Raw genomic sequence first — 10,862 nt, 5'->3', positions numbered from 1 at the left:
CAACCCCCGTATCGGACTTTCACCGACTAGTAAGCGCCCATGCTGGGCGCACCTATATAAAGGAGTGACCTTTAATAAGGTCACTCCTTTAATATATCGGTAAAACTCCCGTTATTATTAGTATCCTACAGCTTTTGTTTCGACATTTCTGACTTCTTCTTTATGCAGCATTTTACCAAGGTGTTGTGCCAGTTCAACAACACGACAGGAGTATCCCCATTCATTATCATACCATGCAAGAATTTTTGCTTTTCGCTTTTCAATAACCATTGTCGATAGCGCATCTACAATGGCCGAGTGCTTGTTGCCCAAAAAGTCAACGGAAACGAGGGGTTGATCACAGTATTCCATAATACCCATCATAGAACTTTCAGCAGCAGTACGCAAAGCGTCATTGATCTTCTCAATGGTAACGTCCTGCTCCAGCTCGACAACTAAATCCACCAAGGATACATTTGGTACTGGAACACGTAGGGAAACTCCGTTTAACTTTCCCTTTAGCTCAGGTATTACAAGGCCAATTGCTTTTGCAGCTCCTGTCGATGTTGGAACTATCGATTGCATACAACTTCTTGATCGGCGCGGATCTTTATGACTATTGTCTAAGCTTCGTTGATCAGTGGTAAATGCATGAACGGTTGACATTAGACCATTGGTAATTCCAAAATTATCATTAATTATTTTGATAATAGGAGCTAAACAGTTTGTCGTACAAGATGCGTTAGATATCACATGATGGACTTTAGGCTGATAAATATTTTCGTTAACTCCCAGAACAATTGTAGGAGTGGAGTCATTAGCCGGCGCGGATATGATAACTTTTTTAGCACCATTTCTCAAGTGAACTTCACAATCCTTACTAGAATTAAATTTCCCTGTAGATTCAATAACAATATCGACTCCAAGTTTTCCCCAAGGAAGATTAGCAGGATTGCGGTCGGAAATTATTTTTATAGGATGTCCATCAATTATGATTTTATCTTCAGTTGCTTTAATATCTTTATTAAGTCTGCCATGTACTGAATCATATTCTAAAAGGCGCGCTGATGCGATGCTATCTGACGTGCTATTAACGGCGACAACTTCTATATTCTCATTTTCTAACGCCGCTCTTAAACACATTCTCCCAATGCGTCCAAAACCATTAATTCCTACTTTTATTGTCATGTTCTTCCTCCCTAAAGTATACGATTAAGCTGCAAGAGTTCTTCCATTATTATTACCCTTTGGGACCCGCCTGGGCAATTCCCTCAGGGATATCTTCCAAAAATCTAGTAAAATTTTCATTGAATAAAGCTGCCAACTCTCTAGCCTGGCGATCATAGGATACCCCATCGCTCCAGGTGTTGCGAGGCTTAAGTATATTTTGGGGCACTCCAGGGCATGTATCGGGTACATAAATGTTAAAAATCGGATCTAGATCATAGAAAACATGATCCATGTGCCCTTCAATAGCTGCTGTCACCATGGCTCTAGTATAAGCTAAATTCATTCTTTTTCCTATGCCATATGGTCCTCCTGACCACCCAGTATTAATCAAGAAAACATTGGTATTCTGTTGTTCTAACTTTTCTCCCAGCATTTTTGCATAAACCAAAGGAGATAACGGGAGAAAAGGAGCACCGAAACAAGCAGAAAAAGTGGCTTCTGGTTTGGTAACGCCTCTCTCTGTTCCCGCAAGCTTACTTGTATACCCTGATAAGAAATGGTACATAGCCTGTTCCTTATTTAACTTAGCAATCGGCGGTAATACTCCAAAGGCATCTGCCGTTAGAAATATCACGGTGCTAGGATGCCCTCCCACACCTGGAACCACAACATTATCAATATAATGAACAGGGTAGGCGGCACGAGTATTTTCAGTGAAATCTACACTATCATAATTCGCCGCACGACTCTCTTCATCCACAACTACATTCTCCAACACTGTGCCAAAACGAATGGCGTCCCAAATCTGTGGTTCATTTTCCTGGCTTAGTTTAATACACTTAGCATAACATCCGCCCTCAATATTAAAAATCCCCTGGTTACTCCAGCCATGTTCATCATCCCCGATCAGACGACGATTATGATCAGCCGACAACGTAGTCTTACCAGTTCCGCTCAGACCAAAAAACAGTGCGGTATCTCCTGTTTCTCCCATATTAGCGGAGCAATGCATAGAAAGAATACCTTGTTTCGGCAGCAAAAAATTCATGACCGTAAAAATAGCTTTTTTCATTTCACCAGCATAATGAGTTCCCCCAATTAATATTATCCTCTGCTCAAGGTTCAGGACAATAAAAGCTTCGGAATTTGTACCGTCGATTTCCGGTGTCGCTTTAAAGTTAGGCAGGCAAATCACCGTGAAATCTGGTTTTCCCGTTTCCTGCAATGGCTCAGGACGAATAAATAGTTGATGAACGAAAAGGTTTTGCCAAGCAAATTCATTAATAAACTGTACTTTTACCTGATGCTCTTCATCAGCTCCTGCATATCCACTAAATGTAAATATCTCCCGATTTTGTAAGTATCCCATCATGCGATTGTATAGCTGGATAAACTGTTTACCGCTAAAAGATTTATTGTTGCCCCAGGCAATATCATTATGCACGGCAGGCGAATCCACAATAAATTTATCATTAGGCGAACGTCCAGTATATTTGCCAGTAGTAACCCGCAACGCTCCTGTAGAAGTAAGCTGTCCCTCATTACGGCTAATGGCTTCTTCTACCAATTGCGTCGGCTGCAGATTATAATATACTTTACTGGCTACCTCTGTAATACCGAGGTAGTTATTTTCTCCTATTCTCTCCATAAGTACCTCCCTATATATTATCTTGAATACATTGTACATTATACCATATCGCGGGACAAAAAACATCCCGCCATCATATTTATTTTATTTTTTTAAATATCCTATTGCCTTCCTGCCTTAAAAACAAAAATACCGTAAGGATTAACTCCTTACGGTATACATTCGTAGATGATGGGGTTAGGCGGACTCGAACCGCAGACCTCTTCGATGTCAATTACTTATGTTTGCAAATCATTTTTTACTAGTTTTATATCCTTTTCCCTTTGTAGTCATTGGCGAAGACTAAGGAGCAATTTAAGAATAGCTTAACCGTCAAATCCTATTTACTATTACCTGCGCATATTCTCTTTCTCCGCTTTTTTAACTACATTCATGGCATAAACCCTAGCTTTATTACCTACCTCCGAGGCTTTAGGTGAATATAGAGCAATCACTGACTCTATTAACTGACTAGAATACCCTTGCTCTAACATCGTTTGCGCTATTTCGCAATCAACTTTGGCGTTCACTTCACTTCCCACATTTCTTGCAACAAAAAGGTTTAGACGATATTGATATTCTTGCATTGTTAGACTCTCTTTATCTTGCTGCGATGCCACTGCTACATTACCTTGCTCCTTAACAGAGCTTTGCCAAGGAGAGAAGTCTAATCCTTTTACATCCGCTGCATTAACATCATAGAGCTTAGATTCATCACTAAACTTTGCCTCAGAAAAATCAGCATTAATTAAACTTACGTTTCTAAATTCATTAAGACTGCTTAAAGTAACCGCTCTAAAGTCAACGCCGTCTAAATTACAGTCAGCAAAACGCCCATACTCAATTTCAGATTGTTTAAAATCCATATTCTCTAAAGTGCTCTTTTCAAAAGTAACATTCGTAATTTTTGCTTTAGCTAATACAGATTCTTGCATTTCGCAATCCTTAAATGCCACTGAGTACAAATCCGCATTTTCCAAAGAGGCATTCATAAATTTACAATCTTTCATTTGGCTCTCAATAATAGAAGCCTCATTAAAATTGGCGTGCCTAAAATTAACATTTTCTCCGTAAAACCAACTAATTTTTGATCCACTCAAATCAGCATCACTTAAGTTGACATCTTTGAATACATTTAAATTACTAAATTCAACATTCGCACTCTTAAAACTTGCATTTGCTAGGTTGCTCTCTTTAATACCTACGCCTTCGATTCTAACATGGGACAAATTCACTTTTTGCATTGCGCAGCCAGTAAAATCCACGGTAGACAAATCTGCCTTTTCAAAATTGCCACCAATCAAAAGACCATTTTTAAACTCACCTTGCTTAATTATTGTCTCGCTAAAATTAACACCACTTAAATTACAATCCTCAAATTTAACGCCTTCAAATTTTCTGCCAGATAAGTCAAGTCCACTTAGATCACAATATTTAAAATTAATTTGCAATCCATCCTGTTGTTCCTCAAGGATTTGGTTAAAATCCTCTTGGGTCATTTTTTTTAAAATTCCCTCTTGTCCCATCTACCTAAAACCTCCTTGCCTTCGTATCTCCTTCATTCTACTTCTTATTTATTAGACGAGCTTAAAATCTTAGTGCAACACTATGTAAAACAATAAACAATTTCCTTCTTACCTTAGTTGAGAGTAAGGGATTAGGAGTTATACAAAAAGAAAGTAGTTACCTTTGCCTGTTCTGCCTAGCTTAAGAATTCACTTATCGAAAAAAGCTAGCTTCCCTGTTTATATTCGCTATTGCACGATAATATCCTTGCAGTAAGCGCTAGTCTTTTATTTTATGAAATCACTTTCAATTTGTTAGAACCCTTCAACTGAGGTAGAAGCTAACTTGGTTGCTAATGTAAAAAGCAAGGTAGCAACATTCACTGTATTTAAGCTATCTTTAAGTAAAACAAAAAACACTACAGGGCTCACCAAGCCTTTATTCGGGAGAATTTGCCGATGATATTTTGAAAATAAAGAAGATAGATTGGGCAAAAAAGGCTGATGATCGCGGCTAAAATTCAAGTAGATAATTTCATGAAATCTAGGCAACAAAAATAAAGAAACTCCCTAAATGTTTAGGGAGTTTCTTTATTTACACTCGATAAGCACTTGCCTCATCGTCAAATAAATTTGTATTCTGACTACGGTTTAAAGTTAGATTATTTATTTTTTATGTCCATCGACCATTCAGGTTCTTTGAGAGCAAATTCTCTCCTTTATCACGATATTCCTCTATACCGCCTTCTAGGTGTGTTTCGGTATACTGGATGGGATTTTCAACTGATCCGGAACGCTTCAGTTCTTGGAATAATTTTAATCGATCCTCTTCGGATAGTTTTTGAACAAATTTATTGATCTCTGTCCATTCATCTATGTGATCAGCCATATTGTACCTCCTTCGAATGTTAGCCTTACTTTTAGTATGTCCTGGTTTCTATAATTTAAAAATGATTGTGAAAGCATCCAAGATGAAACAGCATCAGTTATACAAGACGTCTTGAGTAGTCTAAAAAGCCAACGGAAACAAACCAAATAAACATGTCCGCACGTCGAAGACATTTATTAAATATGTCTATTTTAAAATACGATAAAGTACAACGTAAGGTACAACTTAACATAAGAAAAGCCTCCGCATACCTGCGAAGGCTTGAATTTACTGGTGGGGTTAGGCGGACTCGAACCGCAGACCTCTTCGATGTCAACGAAGCGCTCTAACCAACTGAGCTATAACCCCTTTATATTGCACATGTGCTGTATCAAAATATTATTCAGTAGAGCACTCTTTATATTATAGAGTATTCAAACTTGCTTTGCAAGTAGTTTTTATGTAGTTTTATTATGATCACAGCACTTATTCAAAAATCACTTTCATATTCTCGGATGATCTCTTGAAGGCGAATTAAATTATCAATAAGAGCTTCGTTTGCATCTTCTCTTAATTCCTGAAGTAGTGCAATAATAGCTTCATAACTTGATTCGAGAGGCAGATCTCGTGTCTTTTTGATATCAATATCAATCTCTTCTAAGATCATAATTTCCATGATTTCTTCCATTTTTTCTTTTCCTAGCCGTTTAACACTTTCCAAGGTACTTTTGAGTAAATCAGCCGTTTCCTCAGTAACTTCTTTAACACTAAGAATGTAATCCTCTTCTGTACGCTCAATGGTATAAAAAAGGTTGCCTCGCTCATTTGATCCTTCAAATATAAATGGATCGCCAAATTTTATGGCCTCTACTATACGCTCTTCAACTTCTAAATAAATATCATCAAGACCCGTATGGCTCGTTTTTTCATCTCCAAAAGTCAAAGAGTATTTTTTTCTTCCTTGTCCCACAATCGAATTTATTTTGTCATTTTCAAAATTGCTCACTTGCATTCCTCCGTTACTGTCATTATTGTTTGAAATAACTAATGATAGTTCGACTGCAAGCTATATTATTCCTCTTTCTTTAATTGTTAAATAAGAAAGATCTTAAAAACTTTTAAAAATGCCTTTTGGTTTGCTATGTAATCAGTAAAATCATAACGCTTTTATTTACTAATAATTTAGCTTAATAGTAACTTTCCTCCTATTGCCAATAATACAAGGCCTAATATTTGATTCCATCCATAGCTGATTTGCGCTAAGCCGAATGCACCGAAGTGATCAATAATTATGGCCGTTAATACTTGACCCACAATGATTGCGGTTGTTGCGTTGGCCGCTCCTACTTCTGGGATGCTAGCAGCTACAAGATAAATAATTCCCACGCCAACTACTCCTCCAAGATAAACATACCAAGGTGCCTCGGCAAATGCGGATAAATCGCCCTTACCCATTTTCATTCCGAATAATAGCAATAGGATCAGAATTGTACCTGTAATATGCACAATAAAAGTGGTCTCAAGAAGACCAATAACTTTACTCAATCCTGCATTTAAAGCTCCCTGTACTGCCATGAGCACACCAGAAACGAAAGCCAACAACAATGCTAATGTATTCCCTGATATATCCAATCTATACACTCCTCAAACTAAATCTGTTTTTTCTGTCTTAGAGTAGTATCTTATTTGACTCATCTTTATATACCAGCTAATAAATCAAAAACGAAAAAACACTTAATTCAAAAAAAATACAGGCTTTACGCCTGTTAATCTAAAATGTATACAATTACTTTTTTTCTGCCAAATTGCATTGCCTCACCATGGCTATCAAAGGCTAGATCAATCTTATTCCCCTTTATAGCACCGCCGATATCATCTGCGATTGCATGACCATAGCCAGGAATGAATAACCTCGTTCCAAGGGGAATTACATTAGGATCAACAGCTACAATTCCCTTACGTACTAAATTACCACCATATGTATGATTGGAGTTTCCATCATCATAAGCACTATATGCAGATGCACTCATATTTAAGGACCTGCTATACCTGCTCGGATTACCGTCAGCGCTGCCAGGACGCCCTAAACACAGTAAAGTCTCTCTACCAACAACTCCATCAGCCAGTAAGCCGTTGCTAATTTGAAAATCTTTAATTGCCTTTAATGTTGCCTTCCCAAAAACACCATCAACTTCATCGAAGTAGAAACCTTTTTCTAAAAGTGATTTTTGAACCATTTGCACATCTTCACCGCGCATGCCAAACTTGATTAGTTTGTCCCCAGGTGCGGCAAAAACGACAGCACTACTTAGCAGCATGCAAAAAGCTAATGCTACTGCTACATAAACCTTTTTCATTTGTTCACCTCTCTTTTTTAACGCTTCGGAGGTTATTGATTACGCACAACGCAATAACAAAAAACTCCTAACGTTCAGCCTCCGGGGTTAGCTGTCGGGATAGGGAAAAGAGAGATCGAAGAACGCGCCCCTCCGTTTTAACGGATTATCCCCTGTTTTTATATTGGTTCCCCCGTACCTATAAGGATTCGGCATTATAGATATAATACTATATTTTATGCAAATAGTCAAAATTAGGTGTTCAAATTCCTAACAAATCTGACATTTGTTTGGTTACAATACCAGTAATCTCCATATTATGTTCTGCTTGATATGCTTCAACGGCTTGTTTCGTAACGGTCCCAAAGATACCATCAGCTCGGCTATTTAAATAACCTAATTCTTTTAGCTTCATTTGTAATACGGACACATCTGACCCTGTTATTTGGTGTTTAAGAGTACGTTCTACTTTTATTTTACGCCCTTCAATACGCACAGGAGTGCCGATTGGTACCCATTCAAATAATTCTTCTACATCTTTGTTGCGCATGCGGATACAGCCGTGACTAGCAAACTGCCCAATAGACCAAGGTTTGTTTGTTCCATGTATCCCGTATATCCCCCATGGTACATTAAGTCCAATCCAGCGAGTACCAAAACCTGTGCCCCAGTTATAATCTTTCCATACTACATTCCACTCTCCAATAGGTGTAGGGGTCTTATTCTTACCTACAGCAATTCGATATTTCTTATGTAAATTTCCATCACTATACACCTCTAATATCCTTTGGGATATTTTAATAACTACACTTACTGTTCCTGAAGGCGCAGTCATTGTTTGATTCTCAATCGCTGCTAATTCTTTCTCATCCATATATTCAAATCCTACCATTCCAAAAATAAGACTCATTAACAATAGAATAGCAACGCTGTAAAATATCTGTTGGCGCCTGATCTTTACTATTGTCACACTATTCCCTCCCTAATAGAACACTCTCTAAAAATATATGTATTCAAGGAGGAAAATAGTATAATAGTATTTATATGCTGTTAAAATTAACAAAATGGAGGCATTTACTTTTGGCGACGATAAAACTATATCACGAAAATGCTTATACCAAAGATTTTACTGCCAACATTACTAAGATAACGTCTCTGCCTAATGATAAACGGGCTGTAACTCTTATACCTTCTATAAAAAACAGCTCTAGCTTGTGTAACCTTTGCAGGTCACAAACTAGAGCTGTTTTTTTATTAATTTAGCACATACACTTTTACTTTTTGAATACCATAATCAAGAGCATCTTGACGATCATTGAAGACTAAATCGATACGATTTCCTTTAATGGCACTTCCTTGATCTTCTGCGACAGCTTCACCATAACCTTCAATCCATAATTTCGTTCCCATGGGAATTACCCGTGGATCTACAGCTGCTACTCCTGAACGCACCTTGCTTCCTACATAAGTCTTAGTATCCCATTTACCATTGTCTAATGTCCCTGGTGCATACGCTGTTGCTGTCATATTTAGAACCTTTTTATAATTCTGCGGAGCCGCTGTTAAAGAATCGCTTTCATTAACAGCTTTAGGTGCTAAAATCTGATTATTAAAGAATGTAGCAATCGCTGTTAATTCTTTTTCATAAGGAGCTACTCTGCTTATAATCCTTTGCCCCATTTGCTCACGCAATGCATTTTGAACCGTTTGATTTACGTTAACTTGTTCTAATATATTGCTGCCAGTGTTTATTTGGCTAGACTGATTTACAGCAGTTTTCGCCAACGTCTCAATTACCTGTTGCTTATTGCCTTGTTCCCATTGATTTTTCAATAGTAATAATTGTTGTATTCGATCGACATTGGCCTGCTGTGCTGCGATTTGCGCCAATTGGTCATTTAATGATGCGGCATGGGCAGGCACTATGGGAGAAAAAAACTGAACTACCACAACTGCTGCAATACTCGCAATTATTTTTTTCATTTGTAATCCCCTTTCGAAAATGCATATATGGGTAAATCCTATCTATGTCATTTTAACATACAGTTTACATAATTAGTAACGGTAATTACTACCTAATAAAAAGAAGCGGATTATAAACCGCTTCTTTTTCTAACTTTATTCTACTTTTAATACATTTACTTTGCTAATTGAAATAACGTTTCTGTCAGCACATCAATTCCGGACATGATTTCATCGATTGCAGTATGTTCTTCCCCATTGTGGCTAACGCCATTTTGCGACGGAACAAAAATCATTCCAGCTGGTGCCAGGTGCGATAGATTCAATGCATCATGCCCGGTCCGACTATGTATAACTTGATGAGGCACCTTCTTTTCCACACATACTTTTTTAATAAGGCTCATGATATCTTTATTCATATTTACAGGCTTCTCTGCAGACAGCAACATGATAGAAACCCCTATTTCCTGACCTTCTGCGATGGTACTGATGGCATCCTTAATATCCTGCAAACATTCAATAATGCTTTCATGATTTACACCACGAATATCCACCCACATTTCTACCACGCCAGGAATCACATTAATAGCCCCTGGGTATACGTTGAGCATCCCTACGGTGGTAACTGTACCATATTTTGATTGTTCTGCGCCAATTTCGTGTATTGCCAGTACAATCATAGACGCGCTAACTAATGCATCTCGTCTTTCTTCCATGGGGGTAGAGCCAGAATGAGCAGCCACCCCTTCCACTCTAATTTTAAGTCGTGTAGGAGCAGCAATTGCTTCCACAATACCAATTGTCTTTTGTTCTTTTTCCAAAACCCTTCCTTGCTCAATATGAAGTTCCACAAAAGCCTTTATTTCCTCCGCCCGCCTTACCGCTTCACCAATACGCTCTATGTCGAGATGCTGTTTTGCTATTACTTCTGCAAAGCTTACTCCCTCTTGGTCTTTGGCCTTACTCCACTGAGGAACATTCGCTAAGCCAACCATAGCTTTGCTGCCTACTGTAGCAAAACCAAAACGGCTTGATTCTTCACAAGCAAATATGATTAATTCTAGAGGATGAGTCAGGCCCCCTTTATCTTTTAAACGACTGATAGCTACTAAGCCACCAATTACACCAATTACGCCATCGTACTTTCCCCCCTCAGGTACGGTATCTAAATGTGATCCTGTAACCACAGCTGGCAACGAGTCATCCTTACCTTCTAGTCGTCCAATTATATTCCCAATCTGATCAATCGTGATCGTAAGACCAACCTGCTCCATCAAACTGATCACATACTTCTGTGCCTCTACAGCAGTTTCCGTAAAGGCTAAGCGCGTTATGCCCCGTGGTCCTTTACCAAAATGGGCAATCTTCTCTATTTCATTCATTACCCATTCCTTATTTCTGTCCATTAGCATCGC

11 protein-coding genes, 1 tRNA gene and 1 riboswitch are annotated in these 10,862 nt (G+C 38.3%); all 12 genes read right to left on the bottom strand.

Going from position 1 to position 10,862, the window contains the following annotated elements; all coding sequences use genetic code 11:
* Positions 1 to 117: 117 nt before the first annotated feature.
* On the bottom strand, positions 118 to 1,167 hold the full coding sequence (gap, locus tag LMF89_RS06035; RefSeq protein WP_229534331.1) for a type I glyceraldehyde-3-phosphate dehydrogenase: 1,050 nt from the start codon (positions 1,165 to 1,167) through the stop codon (positions 118 to 120).
* Between the two features lie 52 nt (positions 1,168 to 1,219).
* Complete coding sequence (pckA, locus tag LMF89_RS06030; protein WP_229534330.1) at positions 1,220 to 2,797, bottom strand: phosphoenolpyruvate carboxykinase (ATP); 1,578 nt, start codon at positions 2,795 to 2,797, stop codon at positions 1,220 to 1,222.
* A 329-nt stretch (positions 2,798 to 3,126) separates the two neighbouring features.
* Positions 3,127 to 4,302, bottom strand: coding sequence for a pentapeptide repeat-containing protein (locus LMF89_RS06025; RefSeq protein WP_229534329.1), 1,176 nt, complete (start codon positions 4,300 to 4,302; stop codon positions 3,127 to 3,129).
* 294 nt (positions 4,303 to 4,596) lie between these two features.
* Positions 4,597 to 4,836 carry a hypothetical protein gene (locus LMF89_RS06020; RefSeq protein ID WP_229534328.1) on the bottom strand — a complete coding sequence of 80 codons (240 nt, stop codon included), beginning with the start codon at positions 4,834 to 4,836 and terminating at the stop codon, positions 4,597 to 4,599.
* 118 nt (positions 4,837 to 4,954) lie between these two features.
* Positions 4,955 to 5,170, bottom strand: a complete 216-nt coding sequence (locus tag LMF89_RS06015; RefSeq protein ID WP_229534327.1) for a hypothetical protein — start codon at positions 5,168 to 5,170, stop codon at positions 4,955 to 4,957.
* Between the two features lie 271 nt (positions 5,171 to 5,441).
* Positions 5,442 to 5,518, bottom strand: a tRNA-Val gene (locus LMF89_RS06010).
* Between the two features lie 121 nt (positions 5,519 to 5,639).
* Positions 5,640 to 6,161: a hypothetical protein gene (locus LMF89_RS06005; protein ID WP_229534323.1), complete on the bottom strand. Its 522-nt coding sequence runs from the start codon at positions 6,159 to 6,161 to the stop codon at positions 5,640 to 5,642.
* A gap of 170 nt (positions 6,162 to 6,331) precedes the next feature.
* The gene (locus tag LMF89_RS06000; protein ID WP_229534322.1) at positions 6,332 to 6,790 is read right to left on the bottom strand and encodes a DMT family transporter; all 459 of its coding nucleotides are present in this window, start codon (positions 6,788 to 6,790) and stop codon (positions 6,332 to 6,334) included.
* 125 nt (positions 6,791 to 6,915) lie between these two features.
* Positions 6,916 to 7,506: a 3D domain-containing protein gene (locus tag LMF89_RS05995; RefSeq protein ID WP_007955379.1), complete on the bottom strand. Its 591-nt coding sequence runs from the start codon at positions 7,504 to 7,506 to the stop codon at positions 6,916 to 6,918.
* Between the two features lie 62 nt (positions 7,507 to 7,568).
* Positions 7,569 to 7,710: riboswitch (cyclic di-AMP (ydaO/yuaA leader) on the bottom strand.
* 37 nt (positions 7,711 to 7,747) lie between these two features.
* Positions 7,748 to 8,455 (bottom strand): L,D-transpeptidase family protein, encoded by a 708-nt coding sequence (locus LMF89_RS05990; protein WP_229534321.1) that lies wholly within the window; start codon positions 8,453 to 8,455, stop codon positions 7,748 to 7,750.
* A gap of 284 nt (positions 8,456 to 8,739) precedes the next feature.
* Complete coding sequence (locus LMF89_RS05985) at positions 8,740 to 9,468, bottom strand: 3D domain-containing protein (RefSeq protein ID WP_229534319.1); 729 nt, start codon at positions 9,466 to 9,468, stop codon at positions 8,740 to 8,742.
* 155 nt (positions 9,469 to 9,623) lie between these two features.
* Positions 9,624 to 10,853, bottom strand: coding sequence for a Zn-dependent hydrolase (locus LMF89_RS05980; RefSeq protein ID WP_229534318.1), 1,230 nt, complete (start codon positions 10,851 to 10,853; stop codon positions 9,624 to 9,626).
* Between the last annotated feature and the right edge of the window lie 9 nt (positions 10,854 to 10,862).

This window comes from Pelosinus baikalensis (assembly GCF_020819555.1).
GTDB lineage: Bacteria > Bacillota > Negativicutes > DSM-13327 > DSM-13327 > Pelosinus > Pelosinus baikalensis.
Note: the sequence above shows the minus strand (reverse complement) of the source record. Positions and strands in the feature narration are given on the sequence as shown.

What these genes read in the sequence shown, in the direction of transcription:
- gap (WP_229534331.1), bottom strand. Translation starts at nt 1,167, where the DNA reads ATGACAATAAAAGTAGGAATTAATGGTTTTGGACGCATTGGGAGAATG.
- LMF89_RS05980 (WP_229534318.1), bottom strand. Translation starts at nt 10,853, where the DNA reads ATGGACAGAAATAAGGAATGGGTAATGAATGAAATAGAGAAGATTGCC.
- LMF89_RS05995 (WP_007955379.1), bottom strand. Translation starts at nt 7,506, where the DNA reads ATGAAAAAGGTTTATGTAGCAGTAGCATTAGCTTTTTGCATGCTGCTA.
- LMF89_RS06005 (WP_229534323.1), bottom strand. Translation starts at nt 6,161, where the DNA reads ATGCAAGTGAGCAATTTTGAAAATGACAAAATAAATTCGATTGTGGGA.
- LMF89_RS06015 (WP_229534327.1), bottom strand. Translation starts at nt 5,170, where the DNA reads ATGGCTGATCACATAGATGAATGGACAGAGATCAATAAATTTGTTCAA.
- pckA (WP_229534330.1), bottom strand. Translation starts at nt 2,797, where the DNA reads ATGGAGAGAATAGGAGAAAATAACTACCTCGGTATTACAGAGGTAGCC.
- LMF89_RS06025 (WP_229534329.1), bottom strand. Translation starts at nt 4,302, where the DNA reads ATGGGACAAGAGGGAATTTTAAAAAAAATGACCCAAGAGGATTTTAAC.
- LMF89_RS05985 (WP_229534319.1), bottom strand. Translation starts at nt 9,468, where the DNA reads ATGAAAAAAATAATTGCGAGTATTGCAGCAGTTGTGGTAGTTCAGTTT.